We start from the raw sequence: 20368 nt of genomic DNA on the forward strand, positions 1-20368 counted from the left end.
ATTCAATAATAACAACCTATAAAAAAACATTCATTAAATTTATGTTAAATCTATGTTAAATTTATGTTAAATCTTTGAGGTATAAAAAGGAGCTGGAATAACTCCAGCCCCCTTTTATTGAGTTAGCTTATTTTATGGGTATAAAACCTAATTTCGGTATCAAATTCTTTTGAACCTCATCTGAGAGCATGAAATCCAAGAAAGCCTTCACAGCACCTTTCGGTTCGCCTTTTGTGTACATATGCTCGTACGACCATATGGGGTATTTGCCATCTATTATATTCTGAGCAGTTGGTTCTACGCCTTCATACTTCAGCGCCTTTACAGAATTATCCACATACGAAAGTGCCAGATAACTTATAGCACCTTTTGTATCTGCAACAGCTTTTTTAACAGCACCAGAAGAATCCTCTGTCAGGGCTATTCCCTGAGCCTCTTCTTGGCCTTTTAAAACCACTTTCTTGAATGTAGCTCGTGTCCCTGAACTCGCAGGTCTATTTATTATCACGATCTTCATATCTGGCCCGCCAACTTCTTTCCAGTTGGTTATCTTACCCGTAAAGATATCGATAAGCTGTTGCTGTGTTAAACTATCAACTGTAACATCTTTGTTTACAACTACAGCAAAACCTACCTTTGCAACCTGATGGTCAACTAATTGTTTTGCAATATTGGGATCTAATTTTTCTTCAGCAAAAATATCAGAATTTCCTATATCAATTGCACCTTGAGCAACCTGAGTCAAACCAGTACCGCTTCCTCCACCTTGTACAGTAATCGAAACATTAGGATATTTTTCCATGAATAGTTTGGCTGCCTGTTCTACTAAAGGCTGTAGGGCTGTAGAACCTGCAATCGTTATGTTACCTGAAAGCTGTTCTTGAGCTGACCCCTGAGAAGGAGTTTGATTCCCTTGGCTTTGAGAGCTTGTCCCGCCGCCACATGCGGAGAGGGCAAAAAGGCTCGCTACCAATAAAACTACAATAAATATTTTTGCAAAATTTCTGTGTAACATCAGAGCACCTCCAAATTTTTAGTTTCCCCACAAACTAATTGTATCAACCTAGTGTAAAGTCTATATTAAGCTAATGTTAAGTTTTTGTTAAAAATGTCTTCTCTTTATTATGATTATCTCCCTTTCCCTTTTACAAAATACAAATCAGTTATTTTACTTCCTTATCAAATCCCTCTTCTCAAACTTTATCGTAAATTTCGTCCCTTTCCCGACTTCGCTATCAACGCTTATTTCCCCCTTCATGGATTCAACAATGTGTTTGACAATCGCAAGTCCAAGACCAGTACCTCCAAGTTTTCTTGAGCGACTCTTGTCCACCCTGTAAAATCTTTCAAAAAGTCTTGGAATCTTGTCTTTAGGTATCCCGATTCCATTATCCTCAATTTCTATGATTATTTTCTCTTGATCTGATGCAGTCTTCACTTTGACAAAACCACCTTCTTGAGTGTATTTTATCCCATTATCTATAAGATTTATCATCATTTGGTGGAATCTATCTCTATTCGTAATTATAATTAAATCTTTGCAGTTTAAATCTTTTTTCAGCGTTATATTCTTATCTTTTGCCGCTTTTTCCATTATATAAATTATATTTTCTATCTCCTTATCAAGTTCAATTTCTTCCAAAGGATAACCATCTTTTACATTCTCAATCTCTGAAAGAGTCAAAATATCATTTATAAGTCTTGTAAGTCGTTCTGCTTCAAAATCGATGATGTCTAAAAATCTTTCTCTGGCCTTTGGATCTTCAATTGCACCATTTCTAAGAGTTTCAATAAATCCCCTTATTGAAGTAAGAGGAGTTCTAAGCTCATGAGAAACATTTGCTACAAATTCACTTCGTATCTTTTCAAGTCTCCTCATTTCAGTTATATCATCGATGACCAATACAAAACCTAAATTCACATGGGAAATTGGATGTAAGATAGGACTTATATAGACTCTCAGGTGTTTATTAAAAACATTAATTTCAAGACTTTTATAAGAAAAGGCCTTTTCTTTCCTTAACGTTTCAAATACTTCATACAATTTACTGCTTCTTATAACTTCAAAAACAGGTCTTCCTACTAAATCTCTCTCCTTTACTCCCAAAATCTTCTTCGCAGAATCGTTTATCGTCAATATCCTTTCGGCATTGTCAAAGGCTATGACTCCATTGGCAATGCTTTTTAAAATAGCTTCTAAAGTAGCATTTCTATCGTTCAATTCTTCAATAGTTTCTTTTAATTTATAAGACATTGAAGTTACAGCAATATAAAGTTCTCGTACTTCGTCTACAGAATTGTCTTTTATGCCATAACGGTATATGCCATTGGCAATATCTCTGGTCAAATCTGTAATTTCCTGAATTGGAACAATTATGCGTTGTAAAAATTTGTAACTCAAAGCGGCAGAAATTAAAAGGGCAAACGCCATGCCTATTAAGAGAGTATTAATAGGAACTTTATTCCAAAAAAATAAAGTCAAGGTCAAAAAACCTGCTAAATTTATAAAAAACAACTTATAATAAGCCCTTTTAAGCATTTTTTTCACCTTTATCTTCCTCTAAATCTTTCAACTTATAACCTATACCTCTGACAGTTTCAATATAGGCAGGAGCCTTGTCGTCATCCTCTATTTTCTTCCTTAGATGTCTTATATGAACGTCCACAGTCCTTGTCTCCCCAGCGTATTCATATCCCCACACCTTGTCCAATAAATAGTCCCTTGTTAGCACTTTACCTTTATTTTGCGAAAGAAGCTTAAGAAGTTCAAACTCTTTAAGAGTAAGGTCAAGAGGTTTTCCCCTTTTATACACCGTATGCTTCCCAGTATCAATAACTATATCTCCAAATTTTATTATTTCCTCTTTTCCTTCATCGCCCTGTTGTGTTCGCCGAAGAACAGCCTTTACTCTAGCTAAAAGCTCTCTCACGCTAAAAGGCTTAGTAATATAATCATCGGCTCCCAACTCTAACCCCAATACCTTATCAAACTCCTCACTTCTTGCTGTAAGCATTATTATCGGAATGTTTTTAGTATCCTCATTATTTTTTAAAATCTTACATATCTCGAGTCCATCCATATCTGGTAACATCAAATCCAGTATGACAAGGTCAGGCTTTTCATCCAAAGCCTTTTCTAGACCTTCTTTACCATTTTCCGAAGCCATTACTTTATATCCTGCTGCTTCTAAATTGTACCTTAAAAGCTCTAAAATGTGGACCTCATCTTCTATAATAAGTACAGTATAAGGCATTTTTACCCCTCCAAACAGGCTCTACTCCTTCGTTTTTTTCTCTTCATTCTCTTTAAGGAGTTTTTTCAGCTCATCCATAAAAGTATTTATATCCTTAAATTGCCTGTAAACAGAAGCAAATCTCACATAAGCTACTTCATCTACGCTTTTTAACTTTTCCATTACCATTTCTCCAATCTCCTCAGAGGTAATTTCTCTCACCATCGAATTTACTATTTTCCTGTCAATTTCATCCGTAATTTCCTCTAATACCTTCATAGGAACAGGCCTTTTTTCACAAGCTTTTATCATTCCTCTCAATATCTTTTCTTTATCATAAAGCTCTCGACGGTTATCTTTTTTTATCACAAGTATGGGCAGCTGTTCCACCTTTTCATAGGTAGTAAATCTTTTCCCACATTTAAGACATTCTCTTCTTCTTCTTATGGCAGTATTATCCTCGGTAGGCCTCGAATCTATCACTTTCGAATCGGGATAGCCGCAATACGGGCACTTCATGACTTTACCTCCAAAATCATCGTTTAATAAAATTATAATAAACTTAAGTTTATTAGTCAAACTTAACTGCTGATACTTCTGAAATCAACTAGTATGACATCTGCGCCTATTTTTTTTATAGCACTCCATGGAAGGTATATTTCTGGTTCCTTGCTAAAAAGTCTAAAAAAACCCGTTTCTTTTGGAAGAATTATACCCTCTATCTTGCCTTCCTCTAAATTTACATCTATATCAATTATGTTACCTAATTTTTCACCAGTATTTATATCTATTATTTCTTTATCCCTTAATTCAGAAGCCTTTATCATCTTTCCTTCCCCCTTCTATTTCCCTTTCTTCAACATTATATGAAAAAATCTAGCTTATCATGACAGATAAGCTAGATATACTTCCTCATATGATTTAACGCCGCTTTTTCCAGACGAGAAACTTGTGCCTGAGATATACCTATCTCTTTTGCAACTTCCATCTGGGTTTTACCTTCAAAGAACCTCATTGTAAGTATCATTTTTTCTCTCTCATTCAACTTTTCTAACGCTTCTTTTAAAGCAATTTTTTCAAGCCATACTTCGTCTACGTTTTTATCATCACTCACTTGATCCATGACATATATAGCATCTCCACCATCGTGGTATATCGGCTCAAACAGAGAAACTGGCTCTTGTATCGCATCTAACGCCATCACAACTTCTTCACTTGGAAGGTCTAATTCTTTTGCGATTTCACCTACCGTAGGTTCTTTTGAGTTTTCTGAAACAAGTTTATCCCTTACCTGAAGAGCCTTATAGGCGATATCTCTCAAAGACCTGCTGACCCTTATAGGAGTATTGTCCCTTAGATACCTTCTTATCTCGCCTATTATCATAGGAACAGCATAAGTAGAGAACTTAACGTTTTGATTCAAGTCGAAATTATCTATAGCCTTGATAAGCCCTATACAACCTACCTGGAAAAGGTCATCCACTGACTCGCCTCTGTTGTTAAACCTCTGTATCACACTTAATACAAGTCTCAAATTGCTGTTTATAAATTCCTCTCTCGCCTTCTTATCTCCGTTTTTCATCCTTATGAGAAGTTCTCTTTGCTTGGAAGGTCTTAAAACAGGCAATTTTGAAGTATTAACTCCAGATATTTCCACTTTATTGTTGTTAGCCATATCCAACCCTGCCTCCAACCTTTGAGCTCATTTACAGTATTGCCGACAGGGTTAGGAAATATACTGTAAAATTATACTAATTTATTCATTTCTTTCTTCAATCTTTTCAAAATTTTCTTTTCAAGCCTCGAAATGTAGGATTGAGAAATTCCTAACATATCTGCCACTTCTTTTTGTGTTTTTTCTGCACCACCCTCCAGTCCAAACCTCAATCTAATGATTTTTTTTTCTCTTTCTGGGAGCTTTTTTAGAGCAGAAGTTAAAAGTTCTCTTTCGACCTCATCTTCAATGTACTTATAGACCGTTTCATTATCGGTACCCAAAATATCTGAAAGTAAGAGTTCATTTCCATCCCAGTCGACATTTAATGGTTCGTCAAAAGAAACTTCTAGCCTTGTTTTGTTATTTCTTCGTAAATACATCAAAATCTCATTCTCAATGCAGCGAGATGCATACGTTGCTAATTTAATTTTTTTCTTGGGATTAAAAGTATTAATAGCTTTTATTAGTCCTATCGTCCCAATTGAAATCAAATCCTCAATTCCCACTCCTGTATTTTCAAATTTTTTTGCAATATAAACCACCAATCTTAGATTTCTCTCGATTAGAATGCTTTTTGCTTCATTATCCCCTTTTTCCATCTTCGAAATAAGGTAACTTTCTTCTTCTAACGAGAGAGGAGGCGGCAGTGCTTCACTTCCTCCTATATAATATATCTCCTCTGCAAGGTCTAAAAAATCTAGAATTTTTTTCCAAATAAGTAATAGTTCCAACCTCAATTTAGTTTTAAACTTCATAGATAACCCCCCGTCAATCTATGATTTCTGGATTTAAAAGCGCAAATTCCATATCATTGGAGGAGATGCCTAAGATCACGTCTTTGACTTCTTTACCGTTAATCATAACTCTATCAGGTCTTATTCCTATCATCAATCCCTTTGAACCTATACCAGAAAACGGTATTATTACTAATCTGGAATACCATCTATCATCTTGAGCCATCCAATTCATTTCTCTTATAAACTCCATATCGCCTTTTTTTAAAATTTTTATAAGCTCCCCGGGCAAAAACTTTTCTAACAAAACATAAGGCACAACTATTACTGGAAAATTAAAGAAGGGATCCGTAAGCCTGTTCCCGGTATCCAAAAAACCTGGAACTTCTGCTTTCTCTCCAAACATCTCTATTAAAATTTCGTACCTTCCTTTATCTTCTTTCGTCTTCTTTACTGCATAATCCCAGCTGATAAAAAGGAGAATGACTGTAACCCCAATTCCTGCTATAAAAGCACTCGTCTTCCACTTGACAATGTATAAAAATGCCAAAATTGCTCCCCCTATGGTGAAGGATACTAGATAAAAAACCGCCAATATTCTAAAAAATTCTTTTAATGTTTCAGGATTAAATGCCATATATATTATTAAGAGAGATAATAAAATCTTGGCTAAAAACTCTTTAAAAAAGTTATAAGGAGCTAAAAAGAAAATCAGAACATATATTGTACCTATTAAGGCACCCAAAAATAATTTAAGGGGAGATGAATATTTTTTAGAAAATCTCTGTGTAAGAAAAAGAATTATATAATTGATAAACAGATTTTCTAAAAAGAGAACATCAAGATACATTAAGAGTTCCTCCCGGGGGACATTCTTGGCCCTTATACAATCTATATTCACTTTTTTTAGTTTTATTACTAAATTATATATTACAATGCATTCAAAATTTGTAATATACTGTAACAAAAAATGAAAAAGTTTTTGTAGAAATTTTGCAAAAAAAATCTGCAAAGTCACCTTTGCAGATTATCGCTTGCCACGCCTTAAAAACGTAGGAATATCTAAATTATCCTCAAGAATATCTTCAAATTTTACATCTATCCCTTTGGCCTCTTTCTTTTTTGTTTCTTCTTTCATTTTATTGTTTCTCTCGAAACCGGTCGCAATTACTGTAATTCGAATTTGATCCTCCAATGCTTCATCTATCACAGCACCAAATATTATGTTGGCATCAGGATCCGCCGCCTCATAAATGAAATTCGCTGCTTCGTTTACCTCAAAGATCGTCAAATTAGGACCTCCAGCAATATTGAGTAAAATCCCTTTAGAACCTTCAATAGAGGTTTCTAGCAAAGGACTATGTATAGCCTGCTTAGCTGCTTCTGTAGCTTTATTTTCTCCAGAAGCCATTCCTATCCCCATATGAGCAAGCCCCGTGTTAACCATTATGGTCTTAACATCAGCAAAATCGACGTTTACAAGGCCAGGAACAGCTATTAGATCAGAAATACCCTGAACTCCCTGCCTTAAAACATCGTCTGCCAGTTTAAAAGCATCTATCATGGAAGTTTTCTTCTCTACCACTTGCAGCAACCTGTCATTAGGAATGGTAATTAGCGCATCAACGTATTTTTTAAGGTCCTCTATCCCCATCTCTGCTTGTGCCATTCTCTTCCTTCCTTCGAAAGTAAAAGGTTTAGTGACAACTCCCACTGTTAGAATTCCCAGCTCTTTTGCAATCTCTGCTACAACTGGAGCAGCACCCGTGCCTGTACCACCGCCCATACCGGCTGTTATAAATATCATATCGGCTCCCTTTATTACCCTTTCAATCTCTTCTCTTGACTCTTCAGCAGCTTTTTTGCCAATCTCTGGATTCGCACCTGCCCCTAAGCCTTTTGTCAGTTTTTCTCCTATTTGTATCTTAGTCTCAGCTTTTGAAAGATAAAGGGCCTGCTTGTCTGTATTAATAGCTATGAATTCTACACCTTTAACCCCCGCTTCAATCATGCGGTTTACGGCATTTCCTCCTCCACCGCCAACCCCTATAACTTTAATAGCTGCAAATTGTTGTACATCAGTCTCCAATCCAATCACATAAAACCCTCCTCTTATGCCCAAAAGTCACTAAAAATTTCTTTCAGCTTGTCTAAAAAGCGATAATTTTTCTTTTCCTTTTTATCAGCAGGTCCAGCTTGATACATGAATCTCTTATTGTTATATACATATTTTACCACTCCAACCCCTGCTGAGTAAATAGGGGTAGCTACTCCAATATTTTGAGGTGAACCAATCCTCACATTCCTGTCAAAAATTTTTTGAGCAAGCTCCACACTTCCCTTAAGAAAGGAAATACCGCCTCCTGTAATTACCACATTTGTCACAATATCCTCCAAAACTCCAGCCTCTTCTAATCTCTCATACACAAGGGTCAAAATTTCCGACACCCTCGCTTCTATAATATCAGCGATTTCGTTTATATCAGTCGTAGCTTTTGCTTTACCTGCAAGGCTGGCAATTTTTATGGGCTCTAATCGGTCTGGATCGACTTTTTCTATAGTACCATATTTCTTCTTTATATTTTCGGCTTCTTCAAAAGAAATCTTTAATCCCACAGAAAGGTCATTGGTTATGTGCCAACCCCCAACCGCTATCATAGAAGAATAGATGAGTCCTCCATTTTTAAACACAGATATGTCTGTTACTCCTGCACCAATATCTATAAGAGCAACTCCCAGTTCTTTTTCATCCTTTAGAAGAACTGCTTCTGATGTAGCAAGAGGTCCCACAATTATTCCATCTATATCCAACCCGGCTTTTCTCACACATTTTTCCATGTTCTGTATTGCGGTTACACTTCCTGTTACTACTGCTGCATCCACTTCAAGCCTTATTCCTGACATTCCCACTGGATCTTTGATTTCACCATAACCATCTACTAAATACTCCAGAGGAATCACATCTATAATTTGCTTATCTGATGGAAGGGCAATTATCTTAGCAGCCTGAAGTACCCTTTCCACATCCTGCTTTGTTATCTCTCTATCCTCTCTTGAAACTGCCACTACCCCATTATTACGATATATAGTAGTCAGTCCTCCATATATTTTTAGATATGCAGAGGAAACCTTTTTATTGGCCATTCTCTCGGCCTGTTCTACAGATTTTTGTATAGAATAGGCCGTTTCGTCTATATCAACTATAATTCCCTTTTTCACTCCAGTAGAGGGATAATAACCTATCCCTACTATGTGTAATTCTCCAGTCTTATCCCCTTCCCCAATGATCGTACATACTTTTGAAGTTCCAATATCCAAACCAACTATTAAATCTCCCATTTGAAATCCTCCTTAAAAACCCTCTACCTTCGCCGCATCCTGTCTATCAAATATCTTCTTATGTAAGCAAAATTTGAGAAAAGCCTGCTCCCAAACACAAAAACCGCCGCTAAGTAAATAGGAACTCCTAGCACATCTCCAATATAAGCCAGTCCTCCTGCCAGGATTATATTACCAAAAAAACCTGTCATAAAGATAAGATTATCGAATTTTTCTTCAAAACTCGCCCTAATACCGCCAAAAACCGAATCTAAAGCAGCTAAAATCGCTACAGAAAGATAAGGCGCATAGCTAAAAGGTATATTAAAAGGAAGGACAAATCCAATTATGAGTCCAATTAATAAACTTACAGCTATTACGTAAGCCATTATTTCTTCTCTCCCTCAACCAGTGGTTTTGCATACCTGAATTTTAACACTCCATCATATTTTTTTATCAGTATCTTATCCGATTTTTTTATGTTAACTTCTATGCCCCAAGTAGCGAGACTGTCTACAACCCCGCCTTTCAACTTCAAAGCTGCTTCCAGTGTGTCAGGGTCTCCTATAGCCTTTATAACATAAGGAGCAGCAAATCTTACAGAATTTACTACTACAGTAGGTCCAACACATCTGATTTCAGAGGTAGAAATAAGCCTTTGGTCGTTTAGAGAAATAGCTTCTGCTCCTGCAGCTCTCAATTCATTTACAATCCTCAATAAATCCTCATCATGAACTAAAAACAGATTAGGGTCCTGACCCGGTTGAACAGTTTGCTTGCTGTCATTCACCGTCACAATTACTCCCGGTCCCTCAAGATCTGTGAGTCCTGCCAAAGTCTTATATTTCTCAACATCATTCTTTAGCGCCTGAGTAATAACACTTGTTTTAGAAGCCGCATCTTCATAAGCGTTTATCTTATTTTCCAACTCGTTTATTTGCTTTATTAGGGCATCTTTTTCAGACTGGAGCTGTTTTAACTGCGTGGCAAGCTCTTCAGCCCTCTGAGCAGTTATCACTCCACCTTTTTTGACGATTTTAAATTGAGTAGAAAGCATCATCCCAAGGACAAGCGAAACCAAAGCAATCGAAAGATATATGCTAAAGCCCTTTCTCATATTTACCCCCATCCTCTATTGCACAAATATAGCACTTCCATCGCCGATTATTTCAATCTTCCCATTTCTATAACCTCTTTGAACTAGGTCCTTTAATATTAATTCGGCAAACTTAAAGGAATAATTAACATCCAAAGGATTTTTGAGTAAAATATTTATCCCCTGCTTTGTAGTAATCTCTACTTCATTTTGAGATATATATCTTATAGTATGAAAATTTTTCTTGTCATCTATTACTCCTAACAATTTACAGACAAGTGTATCGTTAAAGTTATCTCCTAATTTACGCCCCACCTCAAACTTTTCTACTTTTAATCCCTCGATGATCAAAAGGTCTGGAGAAAATCTACCTTTTTCTAGCACTACTCCTTCTCTGTCTATTTTTAAATATTCTTCTTTATATTTAATTTGAGCCATAGGTTGTCTTTCTTCTATAAAAATCTCCACACCATTCGGATATTTTACTTTTACTCGGCAGTTTCTCACATAAGGATTTTTTAAAAGAGCATCTTCCACTTGTTTTGTATTCACTTTGAATATGTTAATCCCTGTCCTAAGCCCCGACATGTCCTTAACATCATTATATGACAAAATTTGATTCCCTACAACTTTTATAGACTTTATTTTAAAATAATCTGTATGGAAAACCAAGCCGTAGCTAAAAATCAACAACATTAAAAGAAGAAAAAGCAATTTAAAAGTTCTTTTGTTCATAAGGCTCACCTGCTTGTACACTTATTGTATTATGTAAAACAGCGAAGCGCTGTTTTACATAATCCTCACAATATCAGCCCCTAATCCCCTTAAAGCTTTTTCTATATTTTCGTACCCTCTATCTATGTGCTCAGCTCCTTCGACCACCGTGGTACCTTCGGCTCCAAGTCCTGCTATTATAAGAGCTGCTCCTCCTCTTAAATCTTTTGCTACCACTTTAGCACCCATTAACTTTTCAACCCCCTTTACCACGGCTACTCTTCCTTCTACTTTTATATCTGCCCCCATCCTCACAAGTTCTTCTGTATATTTGAATCTATTATCAAAAATGGTCTCTGTTACAATTGACGTCCCCTCCGCGATGGACAAAGCAGAAACTATCTGGGGCTGCAAATCTGTAGGGAACCCTGGATAAGGCTGAGTCACTATCATATCTACGGCTTTAGGCCTTTTATCGCAGTTTATTTTTACATAATCATTGCCCGTCTTTAATATGCACCCCATCTCCTTAAGTTTGGAAATCAAAGGTTCTAAATGGTCCTTTAATGCCCTTACAACAGTGATTTCACCTCTTGTCATAGCAGCAGCGCAAAGATATGTGCCTGCCACTATCCTGTCAGGAATGATGGAATATTCTACGTCGTTTAACTTCTTTACACCCTCTATAACAATGGTATTCGTACCAGCACCTTTAATCTTTGCTCCCATAGCATTAAGGAAATTCTGCAAATCTTCTATTTCAGGCTCTTTTGCTGCATTCCTTATGATAGTAATTCCTTCGGCTAAAACAGAGGCCATCATCAAGTTCTCTGTAGCGCCTACACTTGGAAGATCTAGATGAATTTCGCTTCCTTTAATTTTCTTTCCTTCACACTTTATATAACCGTAAGATTCATCGATTTTAACTCCTAATCTTTTTAATCCCTTAAGGTGAAGGTCAATAGGTCTATGCCCTATATCACATCCTCCTGGGAAACTTATGAAAGCCCTTTTGTTTCGCGCAATCAAAGCTCCTAAGAGAAAAATGGAAGACCTCATTGTGCGCATTAAATGATCAGGAATTTCACTATCTTTCACATCTTTCGCATCTACCACTATATCTTTCCCTTTAAAACTGACCTTGCACCCTATGTGTTCCAAAATTTCAATCATCGCTTCGACATCTTTTAACCTTGGCACATTGTGTATGACAGATATACCTTCATTTAAAATAGTAGCAGCAAGAATCGGCAAAATAGAATTCTTGGCCCCATGCACTTCTACTTCGCCATAAAGCCTCTTCCCTCCATTTATCTTGAATTTCCCCATCTTATCCCCCCTAAAAAATTCCGCTTACATCCTTATACTATGCATGGATAAGATGGGGTGTTACATACATTATTAAGTTAGGGATTTAACCAATTGATAGATTTGACGAGCTGCTTCAATTCTACCCAGCCTTTTAGATCTTTTTGACATCTCCTCAAGCAGAGCAGGGTCTTTTAATAGTTGTTCAATTCTTCTGGAGAGTTCTTGTACATTAAGGTCTTTTTCTAAAATTACCTGAGCTGCTCCTTCTTTTTCTAAAAGGCGTGCATTGTACTCTTGATGGTTATTGGCCACATAGGGCGATGGAACTAAAATAGCCGGAACCCCTATCGCAGTTATTTCCGAAAGAGTTATAGCTCCAGCTCTACAGACCAATAAATCCGCTGCAGCATATACAAAGTGCATTTCATGACTATAAGGAATAATCTTGGTAGAATCATCTAAAACTATCCCTTCTTTTTCAATTTTTTTCATCACTTTTTCATAATTAGCAGAACCAGTTATTATAAGAACTTGAAAATCTCTTTTATTTCTTAACAATTCTACCATCGTGGAATTGATTTTTTCTGCACCCCTACTGCCTCCCACAGAAACCACCAAAGGCTTAAACATAGAAAATCCCAGTATTTTTCTTGCCTCTTCTCTATTAACTCCCAAGATCTCCTCTCTTATAGGATTTCCTGTAACTATTACCTTCTTCGCCCTTTTAAAGTATTTAACAGAATCTTCAAAACTTACAGCTACAACATCAACAAAAGGAGATAATATTTTGTTAGTAAGCCCTGGAAAGACATTTTGTTCATGAATCAACGTGGGAATTCTTTTAAGTATTGCCGCCATTAAAACAGGCCCACATACATAACCTCCCGTACCTATTACAACATGGGGCTTAAATTCCCTCAAGATCTTCATAGCCTGGTTAAAACCAGAAAAAGCTTTGTACACCGTCTTTAAAGTATCAAACGATAGTTTTCTTCTAAAACCCTGCACTTCTATGGTTACAAGCCTAAATCCTTCTCTTGGAACCAGATCTACTTCTAGACCTTTTTTAGTGCCAACAAACAGTATTTCTGCATCCTTTTCATTTTTAAGAATCTCCTTCGCTATGGCAACAGCCGGGTAGATATGCCCTCCTGTGCCCCCTCCTGCAATCAGATATCTCAACCATATCAGCTCCTATCTAAATTTGCATATCTAGATATATTCAAAAGTATACCAACTCCAGCCATCATTATTAAAGTGGAAGTTCCTCCATAGCTAATAAAAGGCAACGATACTCCTGTCGGAGGCATTGATGAAGTCACAACCGCTACATTGATAAAAGCTTGAATTCCAATAAGACTTGTAATGCCTGTAGCCAGAAGGCAACCAAATAGATCAGGAGCCTTTGCTGCTACTCTTAGTCCTCTCAAGATTAAATACAAAAACATAAATAAAATTGTCACCGTGCCTACCAATCCAAGTTCTTCTCCAATTATGGAAAATATAAAGTCGTTATGAGGCATTGGAAGATACATAAGCTTTTGCCGGCTATTTCCAAGCCCTACACCAAAAAGGCCACCAGAACCCAAGGCATACAAAGACTGCACTATTTGGTAGCCAGACCTTTGAATATCCTGCCATGGATTAAGGAAGGTCATAACCCTCTCTCTCACATATTTAAAAGAAGAAATCACAAAAACTGCCCCAAAAAGCCCTGTACTAAACAAAATTCCCATATGAGAAGTTTTCGCTCCTGCAACAAAAAGCATCACAACAGCTACAATAAATATTATTCCTGCAGTACTAAAATTCGGTTGAAGCATTATAAGACCAAAAAATACCCCTGCCAGCCCCAAAACAGGAATTATTCCCTTTCTAAAGCTTGCCGCATATTCGGGATGTTTATCAAAGTATTTTGCCAAATATATTATTAAAGCGTATTTGGCAAGTTCAGAAGGCTGAAAAGAGAAATTACCTACTCCTATCCATCTCGTAGCGTTATACCTTTCAACCCCAATACCTGGAATCAGGACAAGAACTAATAACGCTATTGAAATTACAAGAATAGCTCCTGCCCATCTCCTAAACAACGAATAATCCATATTCATTGCAAATACCATGGCAAAGAAACCTAATATTGCCCACATGAGCTGCCTTTTTAGAAAATAGTACGGGTCGTTGTACATGTATTCAGCAGTGGCAGCGCTCGCACTAAAGACCATCACAACTCCTACTGCCACTAAAATCATGACCACAAGCAAAATTCCATAATCCACAGGGGGCTTTTTTTTCATTCCTTTACCTCCTCAAACCCAGAACAGCCTTTTTAAAGGCATTACCTCTCTCTTCGAAATTTTTAAACATATCCCAACTAGCGCAAGCAGGTGATAGAAGAACAGAATCCCCCTTTTCCGCTACTTCAAAAGCCTTATTAACAGCCTGCTCCATAGAATTTACTAAAAATATGTCTTCTTCGGGATAACCTTTTAAAAGCGCTGCTTCTTTTATCTTTTCGGCTGTCTGTCCCATTAGAATCAGTTTTTTCACCCGTTTATCAAAGGCTTTAACAAATTCTTCGAAGCTACTTCCTTTATCGTACCCTCCTGCAATTAGTACTATTGGAGTCTTAAGAGCCTGGATAGCTTTTATCGAAGCATCCGGATTAGTTCCCTTAGAATCGTTATAAAATCTTATCCCCTCTATCTCAGCCACAAATTCTATCCTATGCTCTACCCCTTTAAAAGTCTTGAGCGTGGTACTTATTACCTCAACATCAATCCCAGAAAGATAAGCTATTGATGAAGCCGCCAATGCATTTTCTAGATTATGCTCTCCAGGAATATATATTTCTTCTACTTTAATAACCTTCTTGTTTTCTATATAGAGAAAATCTCCTTTTACATAAGCTCCATATTTCAAAACCTTTTTCCTGCTAAAAGGGAAAACTTTGGCCCGTGCTTTCTCTTTTAAATTCCAAACCACAGTGTCATCACAATTTAACACAACATAATCTTCCTCCTTTTGATTCTCAAAGATTCTCCCTTTTATTCTAACATAATTTTCAAAAGTTTTATGTCTGTCAAGGTGATCGGGAGTTATGTTTATTATACAACTTATCCTGGGTCTGAACTCTTTTATAGTTTCAAGCTGAAAACTACTGATTTCTGCCACAATATAGTCATGAGGCATAGCTTCTAAAGCAGCATAAATCAGCGGATAACCTATATTTCCGGCAACATATACTTTTCTACCAGCATTTTTAAGCATTTCGCCTAATAAAGAAGTTGTGGTAGTCTTACCGTTAGTACCTGTTATTGCATAAATAGGAGCTTTTGACAATCTGTAAGCGAGCTCTACTTCTCCTATTATCTCAAGTCCCATCTCTTCTGCGGTTTTCGCTATTTCTGAATCTAACGGTATGCCCGGGCTTAAAACCACAAGCTCTATTCCTTCTAAAAATTCTTTCCTGAAATCGCCCAGTCTTATCTCTAAAGGCAACCCCTCTAACCTTTCTAAAACTTCTTTTAAAGCTGTTTCATCTCTTTTATCATAAGCTACCACTTTTGCTCCTAAATTGACAAGTACCTGACAAAGTGCTGTACCACTTACGCCTAGCCCTCCTACAAATATTTTTTTACCTTTGAGCTCCATATATCGCACTCCCTAACTTAAACTGTAAAAGGAAACAAACAAAGATAAAAGAGTCAATAGCCAAAAGCTATAAACTACCTTTTCCTCTTTCCACCCAGAAAGCTCAAAATGATGGTGTAAAGGACTCATCTTAAAAATTCTTTTTCCAAACAGTTTAAAAGAAAACACCTGCAAAATAACCGAAAGAGCCTCCAGTACATAAATCAACCCTAAAATAGGCAATATCAAGGGGAGTTTAGTAAGAAGCGCAACCGTCGCTATTGCTCCTCCAATTGCAAGAGAACCCGTATCCCCCATAAATACCTCTGCAGGATATCTATTATACCTTAAAAAGCCTATTAGCCCTCCCACTAAAGAAGCGCTGAAAATTCCATAAACTCCATTGTTTAGAAACAAACCAATCATTGCAAAAAAAGACATTACAATAGCAGACACACCAGCCGCCAATCCATCAAGTCCATCCGTTAGATTTACACTGTTGGCAGTCCCCACAATTATAAACAAAGCAAAAGGTACATAAAAATTCGCTAAATCAATTGAACTCTTGAAAAAGGGCACAATTATGTCTGTCCCTACGTTTTCTTTCACAAACCACGAGATTATGAAAGCAAGCAAAAACTGGCTCAATAGTTTTTCTCTCGCGCGAAGCCCCAAAGGCCTTTTAAAATAGACCTTTAGAAAATCATCTGCAAAACCTATAGAGCCAAATCCTAAAAAACCCAGTAGAAGTACAAAGAAATCTTTGTTCCAAGGTGAAATAAGTAGAGAAACTAATAGAGTGGATAGTATAAACATTACTCCCCCCATTGTTGGGGTACCTGATTTTTTTAAATGAGTTGAGGGTCCATCTTCCCTCACCTTTTGCCCCAATTTCAGCTTTCGCAAATAAGGAATAATAAATTTCCCTAAAGCAATTGTTACAATAAAGGATAACAAAGTTGCAAACATCATCTTTTGTAACATCTTACCTTATCCTCTCCTGGATTATTTTTTAAGTTCATTCAAAATCTCCTTCACTATTTCTCTCTCATCAAAAGGAATTACTTTATCTCCTATTACTTGATATGTCTCATGTCCTTTCCCTGCCAGTATTATTACATCATTTTTTTGAGCATTTAAAAGTGCATATCTTATTGCTTCTTTTCTATCCTCTATCACCACATACGGACAATTTGTCTTTTTTACTCCTTCTTCAATCTGCTTAATTATTTCTTTAGGATCTTCTGACCTGGGATTATCAGATGTTAAAATGCAAAAATCGGCATATTTGCCTGCAACCTCTCCCATTAGAGGCCTCTTTGTCTTATCCCTATCTCCTCCTGCCCCAAAAACCAGTATCTTCCTTCCCGCCTCATATTCCTTTAAGGCTTCCATTATATTTCTTATCCCATCTGGTGTATGGGCATAGTCAATAAATACATAAAAATCTCTTTCTGTATCAACAGGTTCAAACCTTCCTTTAACCGTCACATGACTTAATGCTTCTCTAACACTCCTTAGAGGAATCCCTAGGAAGTCCGCCACGGTAATGGCAGCCAAAGCATTGTATACGCTAAAGAGCCCTGGTATTTTTAGAGAAAAGTCCTCTTTCCTGTCCTGTATCTGGACCTTAAATTTGACTCCACTTAAACTGTTTTTTATCTCCTTTGCCATAACATATGCAAAATCTTTTATACCATAAGTTAACACTTTCCCTTTTGAACTTTCTATCATCATAGAAGCGTATTTGTCATCAATATTTATTACAGAGGCCTTTTTAGCCATCTTAAAGAGTTTACTTTTTGTCTTTGCATATTCTTCCATGTTTTCATGAAAATCAAGATGGTCTTGGGATAAATTAGTAAAAACTGCTATATCAAAATCACAAGAATCAACTCTATTTAGAGCCAGCGAATGAGAAGACACCTCCATTACTACATATTTGACTCCCTCATTTACCATTAGACTGAAAAGCTCCTGTAAGTCTAGAGATTCTGGAGTAGTATGAGTTGTAGGAATCACTTTGTCCCCTATCATATTCTGTATCGTTCCCACCAGTCCTACCTTGTTATTCTGCTGCTCTAAGATAGCTTTTAACATATAAGTTACAGAGGTCTTCCCGTTAGTACCCGTAATTCCTATCAAAGTTAGTTTACTGGTAGGATTGTTATAAAAATTAGAAGCAATTTTTGCCATGGCTGCTCTGGCATCATCAACCTTTACCACTGTGATACCCGGGTATTCTACTATATCCCTGTCGGTCACAACAGCCACAGCACCGTTTTTCACTGCCTCTTCTAAGTACAAGAGTCCATCCGTCTTAAATCCTTTTATCGCTATAAAAAGATACTTAGGTTTAGCCTTCCTTGAATCGTAACATACCCCACTTATATCCACATTGGGATTCCCTTTTATCTCGTGTTTTACCCCTTTTAATAGATCTATAAGTCTCATAATAGGCCTCCTCGCACCGATAATGACCAATTGCTATCATTAATAGTATAGCACAATTATCTATTTTGCATAGAGGTTACTTTAATTTTCCCTCGGCCTAAATTCGACTTCTACAACCTCGCCCTTTTTAACAAGTGTACCTTTCTCAGGTTTTTGGTTAACTGCAAATCCCGTTCCTTTTATTTTTATTTTCAAGCCAAGACTATTCAAAATTTCTGTAGCCTCTTTCACACTTTTCCCTTTTAAATCCGGTACTACTACCTCTTCATTTGGAGCTTCATCTAAATACAATACAATTTTAGTATTTTCTTCCACCAAAGCCCCTGGCTTTGGCATCTGATCGACCACAGAATCCCCATTGCCCTGCAAAATAAAATCAAGCTTCCTTTCAAGTATAATCTTTTCAGCCTCGTATAGCTTCATTTTTCTTACTTCTGGAACCATCACCATTTCACGTGTTGTCATCCCTTTCGGCTGGACCTCTAAATACTTTAAAGTATCCTCCAAAATGCTTTTAACAACAGGCGCTGCCAGTTGACTTCCAAAATGGGTTTCTGGATTATTGGGTTCATCTATGACAACCAGTACAATTACCCTTGGATCATCTGCCGGAGCAAATCCTACAAAAGAAGCCACATATTTCCCAGGCATATATTTTTCTGTTGTCCCTGTTTTACCTGCCACATCAAATCCTTCGATATAACCTGCCCTACCAGTGCCTTCCGCCACCACACTCTTTAGTATTTCCCTCATTGTAGCGGAAGTTTCCTCTGAAATAACCCTTCTTATGACTTTTGGTTTAAATTCTTTAACTATTTTCCCTTTTGCATCAACAACTGCCTTCACTATCTGAGGTTGCATCAATTTTCCTCCGTTAGCTATTGCAGCAACCGCTGTGATCATCTGAAGAGGTGTCACTGCTATACCCTGTCCAAAGGAATTAGTCGCTAGTTCCACAGGACCTACCCTCTCTTCAGGCATTACAAGTCCCGGCGCTTCTCCGGGAAGAAGAATACCTGTAGGCTTTCCAAATCCAAAATCTCTTATGTATTTATACAGCCTTTCAACTCCTAACCTCTGTCCTACGGTAACAAAAACCACATTGCAAGAATTCTGCACTCCTTTTACAAAATCTTCACTCCCGTGAGTAGCCCAGCAATTAATCCTGTGCCCCGCAACCGTGGTGTAACCCGGGCAATAAAATTGCTCGTGCAAGCTTACCACTTTTTCTTCTAATGCAGCAGCAGCAGTTATTGTTTTAAACACAGACCCCGGTTCATAGGAATCAGAAATTGCTTTATTTCGCCAACGCCTGTACCATTCTTCTTGAGAACCTTCAAAAGGATTATTTGGATCAAAATTAGGCCTATTAGCCAAAGCCAATATTTCTCCTGTTTTAGGGTCCATAACAATAGCAGATATACCTTTTGACGGTTTAGAATGTACCATCGCTTGATTTAAGGCTTTCTCGGTAAAATGTTGTATTGTCTCATCAATAGTTAAAATCACATTATATCCAGGAAAAGGTTCAAAATACTCCTCTTCTCCCTCTTCCACCTTTCTTCCTAGAGCATCTATGGGCATGGTAAACTTCCCAGGTACTCCTCTTAAAAAATTATCAAATACGAGCTCTACTCCGTCTAATCCCTGGTTATCAATCCCTGTAAAACCCAACACATGGGAGGCTAAAGAGCCTTCAGGATAGAATCTCTTCATGTCTTCTGAAATTATTACTCCATCTATATTAATCCTCAATAAAGACTTTGCTTTTTCCTCCTCTACTTGTTTTGCAATAACCACTTCCTGCAGATTCTTATTAGAGATTTTTTCTAAAATCTTTTTTTCATCAACTCCTACCACTTTTGCTAGAGTTTCTGCCACTACCTCTCTTTTAGAATCTGGAATTTCTTTTGGAATAACACTGATTTTATTTACACTAATGTTTTCAGCCAGAATCTTACCGTTTCTATCAAATATGTATCCTCTTTTGCCGTTTAATGACACATCCAACGTCCACTGAGGTAGCGCCATCTTTTGGTATTCTTCACCTTTTACCACCTGTATAAATAAAAGTCTTATAATAAGCCCAAACACAACAGCAAAAGATATAAACACTAAAAAAAGAAGCCTTTTTTTTATAGAAACCGTTGGATGTATCTAA

20 protein-coding genes are annotated in these 20368 nt (G+C 37.0%); all 20 read right to left on the minus strand.

Annotated features, from left to right (window positions below; genetic code table 11):
• Positions 1–127 precede the first annotated feature (127 nt).
• Positions 128–1015 (minus strand): phosphate ABC transporter substrate-binding protein, encoded by an 888-nt coding sequence (locus ACPLVE_RS03920; RefSeq protein ID WP_424610016.1) that lies wholly within the window; start codon positions 1013–1015, stop codon positions 128–130.
• A 153-nt stretch (positions 1016–1168) separates the two neighbouring features.
• Positions 1169–2539: a two-component system histidine kinase PnpS gene (gene pnpS / locus ACPLVE_RS03925; RefSeq protein ID WP_424610103.1), complete on the minus strand. Its 1371-nt coding sequence runs from the start codon at positions 2537–2539 to the stop codon at positions 1169–1171.
• Complete coding sequence (locus tag ACPLVE_RS03930; RefSeq protein ID WP_424610018.1) at positions 2532–3254, minus strand: response regulator transcription factor; 723 nt, start codon at positions 3252–3254, stop codon at positions 2532–2534. The genes pnpS and ACPLVE_RS03930 overlap by 8 nt, the downstream gene beginning before the upstream one ends.
• 21 nt (positions 3255–3275) lie before the next feature.
• Positions 3276–3752, minus strand: coding sequence for a transcriptional regulator NrdR (nrdR, locus tag ACPLVE_RS03935; RefSeq protein ID WP_424610020.1), 477 nt, complete (start codon positions 3750–3752; stop codon positions 3276–3278).
• Positions 3753–3814: 62 nt separating this feature from the next.
• On the minus strand, positions 3815–4060 hold the full coding sequence (locus tag ACPLVE_RS03940; protein ID WP_424610022.1) for a YlmC/YmxH family sporulation protein: 246 nt from the start codon (positions 4058–4060) through the stop codon (positions 3815–3817).
• 71 nt (positions 4061–4131) lie between these two features.
• On the minus strand, positions 4132–4908 hold the full coding sequence (gene sigG, locus ACPLVE_RS03945; protein WP_424610024.1) for an RNA polymerase sporulation sigma factor SigG: 777 nt from the start codon (positions 4906–4908) through the stop codon (positions 4132–4134).
• Positions 4909–4979: 71 nt separating this feature from the next.
• Complete coding sequence (gene sigE / locus ACPLVE_RS03950; RefSeq protein WP_424610026.1) at positions 4980–5705, minus strand: RNA polymerase sporulation sigma factor SigE; 726 nt, start codon at positions 5703–5705, stop codon at positions 4980–4982.
• Between the two features lie 13 nt (positions 5706–5718).
• A complete protein-coding gene (gene spoIIGA, locus ACPLVE_RS03955) occupies positions 5719–6534 on the minus strand; it encodes a sigma-E processing peptidase SpoIIGA (RefSeq protein WP_424610028.1) in 816 nt (271 codons plus the stop codon).
• Positions 6535–6711: 177 nt separating this feature from the next.
• Entirely contained in the window at positions 6712–7782 is a 1071-nt protein-coding gene (gene ftsZ, locus ACPLVE_RS03960; protein WP_424610030.1) for a cell division protein FtsZ, read from the minus strand.
• Between the two features lie 14 nt (positions 7783–7796).
• Positions 7797–9023: a cell division protein FtsA gene (gene ftsA, locus ACPLVE_RS03965; protein WP_424610032.1), complete on the minus strand. Its 1227-nt coding sequence runs from the start codon at positions 9021–9023 to the stop codon at positions 7797–7799.
• Positions 9024–9046: 23 nt separating this feature from the next.
• Positions 9047–9391: a small basic family protein gene (locus ACPLVE_RS03970; protein WP_424610034.1), complete on the minus strand. Its 345-nt coding sequence runs from the start codon at positions 9389–9391 to the stop codon at positions 9047–9049.
• Positions 9391–10119: a DUF881 domain-containing protein gene (locus ACPLVE_RS03975; protein WP_424610036.1), complete on the minus strand. Its 729-nt coding sequence runs from the start codon at positions 10117–10119 to the stop codon at positions 9391–9393. Before ACPLVE_RS03975 ends, ACPLVE_RS03970 begins: the two co-directional genes overlap by 1 nt.
• 15 nt (positions 10120–10134) lie before the next feature.
• The gene (locus tag ACPLVE_RS03980; protein ID WP_424610038.1) at positions 10135–10833 is read right to left on the minus strand and encodes a cell division protein FtsQ/DivIB; all 699 of its coding nucleotides are present in this window, start codon (positions 10831–10833) and stop codon (positions 10135–10137) included.
• A 54-nt stretch (positions 10834–10887) separates the two neighbouring features.
• Positions 10888–12141, minus strand: a complete 1254-nt coding sequence (gene murA, locus ACPLVE_RS03985; protein WP_424610040.1) for a UDP-N-acetylglucosamine 1-carboxyvinyltransferase — start codon at positions 12139–12141, stop codon at positions 10888–10890.
• 72 nt (positions 12142–12213) lie between these two features.
• Complete coding sequence (murG, locus tag ACPLVE_RS03990) at positions 12214–13305, minus strand: undecaprenyldiphospho-muramoylpentapeptide beta-N-acetylglucosaminyltransferase (protein WP_424610042.1); 1092 nt, start codon at positions 13303–13305, stop codon at positions 12214–12216.
• A 5-nt stretch (positions 13306–13310) separates the two neighbouring features.
• Entirely contained in the window at positions 13311–14417 is a 1107-nt protein-coding gene (gene spoVE, locus ACPLVE_RS03995) for a stage V sporulation protein E (RefSeq protein ID WP_424610044.1), read from the minus strand.
• A 4-nt stretch (positions 14418–14421) separates the two neighbouring features.
• Positions 14422–15774: a UDP-N-acetylmuramoyl-L-alanine--D-glutamate ligase gene (gene murD / locus ACPLVE_RS04000; protein WP_424610046.1), complete on the minus strand. Its 1353-nt coding sequence runs from the start codon at positions 15772–15774 to the stop codon at positions 14422–14424.
• Between the two features lie 12 nt (positions 15775–15786).
• Positions 15787–16737, minus strand: a complete 951-nt coding sequence (gene mraY, locus ACPLVE_RS04005; protein WP_424610048.1) for a phospho-N-acetylmuramoyl-pentapeptide-transferase — start codon at positions 16735–16737, stop codon at positions 15787–15789.
• A gap of 21 nt (positions 16738–16758) precedes the next feature.
• Positions 16759–18207 (minus strand): UDP-N-acetylmuramoyl-L-alanyl-D-glutamate--2,6-diaminopimelate ligase, encoded by a 1449-nt coding sequence (locus ACPLVE_RS04010; RefSeq protein ID WP_424610050.1) that lies wholly within the window; start codon positions 18205–18207, stop codon positions 16759–16761.
• Positions 18208–18288: 81 nt separating this feature from the next.
• Entirely contained in the window at positions 18289–20364 is a 2076-nt protein-coding gene (locus ACPLVE_RS04015; RefSeq protein ID WP_424610105.1) for a stage V sporulation protein D, read from the minus strand.
• Positions 20365–20368 lie beyond the last annotated feature (4 nt).

The organism is Caldanaerobacter sp. (assembly GCF_049701115.1).
Classification (GTDB): Bacteria; Bacillota; Thermoanaerobacteria; order Thermoanaerobacterales; family Thermoanaerobacteraceae; genus Thermoanaerobacter.

Bases quoted from the DNA above. Each gene is read 5' to 3' on its own strand.
- ACPLVE_RS03920 (WP_424610016.1), bottom strand. From the start codon at position 1,015: ATGTTACACAGAAATTTTGCAAAAATATTTATTGTAGTTTTATTGGTA.
- pnpS (WP_424610103.1), bottom strand. From the start codon at position 2,539: ATGCTTAAAAGGGCTTATTATAAGTTGTTTTTTATAAATTTAGCAGGT.
- ACPLVE_RS03930 (WP_424610018.1), bottom strand. From the start codon at position 3,254: ATGCCTTATACTGTACTTATTATAGAAGATGAGGTCCACATTTTAGAG.
- nrdR (WP_424610020.1), bottom strand. From the start codon at position 3,752: ATGAAGTGCCCGTATTGCGGCTATCCCGATTCGAAAGTGATAGATTCG.
- ACPLVE_RS03940 (WP_424610022.1), bottom strand. From the start codon at position 4,060: ATGATAAAGGCTTCTGAATTAAGGGATAAAGAAATAATAGATATAAAT.
- sigG (WP_424610024.1), bottom strand. From the start codon at position 4,908: ATGGCTAACAACAATAAAGTGGAAATATCTGGAGTTAATACTTCAAAA.
- sigE (WP_424610026.1), bottom strand. From the start codon at position 5,705: ATGAAGTTTAAAACTAAATTGAGGTTGGAACTATTACTTATTTGGAAA.
- spoIIGA (WP_424610028.1), bottom strand. From the start codon at position 6,534: ATGTATCTTGATGTTCTCTTTTTAGAAAATCTGTTTATCAATTATATA.
- ftsA (WP_424610032.1), bottom strand. From the start codon at position 9,023: ATGGGAGATTTAATAGTTGGTTTGGATATTGGAACTTCAAAAGTATGT.
- ACPLVE_RS03970 (WP_424610034.1), bottom strand. From the start codon at position 9,391: ATGGCTTACGTAATAGCTGTAAGTTTATTAATTGGACTCATAATTGGA.
- ACPLVE_RS03975 (WP_424610036.1), bottom strand. From the start codon at position 10,119: ATGAGAAAGGGCTTTAGCATATATCTTTCGATTGCTTTGGTTTCGCTT.
- ACPLVE_RS03980 (WP_424610038.1), bottom strand. From the start codon at position 10,833: ATGAACAAAAGAACTTTTAAATTGCTTTTTCTTCTTTTAATGTTGTTG.
- murA (WP_424610040.1), bottom strand. From the start codon at position 12,141: ATGGGGAAATTCAAGATAAATGGAGGGAAGAGGCTTTATGGCGAAGTA.
- spoVE (WP_424610044.1), bottom strand. From the start codon at position 14,417: ATGAAAAAAAAGCCCCCTGTGGATTATGGAATTTTGCTTGTGGTCATG.
- murD (WP_424610046.1), bottom strand. From the start codon at position 15,774: ATGGAGCTCAAAGGTAAAAAAATATTTGTAGGAGGGCTAGGCGTAAGT.
- mraY (WP_424610048.1), bottom strand. From the start codon at position 16,737: ATGTTACAAAAGATGATGTTTGCAACTTTGTTATCCTTTATTGTAACA.
- ACPLVE_RS04010 (WP_424610050.1), bottom strand. From the start codon at position 18,207: ATGAGACTTATAGATCTATTAAAAGGGGTAAAACACGAGATAAAAGGG.